The organism is Bradyrhizobium sp. Kon69 (genome assembly GCF_055807515.1).
In genome coordinates, this window is sequence record NZ_JBVVOS010000288.1 from 1 (window position 1) to 286 (window position 286).

The 286-nt window shown below is 59.8% G+C and carries 1 protein-coding gene; it reads left to right on the forward strand.

Annotated elements, in window-relative coordinates:
• A partial coding sequence (locus AC0L3U_RS39205) for a TfoX/Sxy family protein (RefSeq protein ID WP_473365091.1) occupies positions 1-224 on the forward strand: 224 nt, incomplete at its 5' end.
• Between the last annotated feature and the right edge of the window lie 62 nt (positions 225-286).

Below are 286 nucleotides of genomic sequence, written 5' to 3' on the forward strand. Positions count from 1 at the left end.
AGTGGCTGCATGCGGCGGGCTTCCACAGCGCGTCCGACCTACGCCGGCTGGGGGCGGTCGATGCGTACCGCGCCGTGCGCACACGCGGATTCAGAGCGTCAAAAGTGCTGCTGTATGCGATTGAAGGCGCATTGATGGACGTGCATTGGAACGACATCCCCGCGGAGCGCAAGGAGGCGTTGAATCGTCAGTTGGATGCGCTCTCGACGCGCCAGAAGATCTAGCCCTGAAGATCAGCCAAAGACTCGTGGCGAAAAATCCGAAAACAGCGGTTGACTCTCAAATG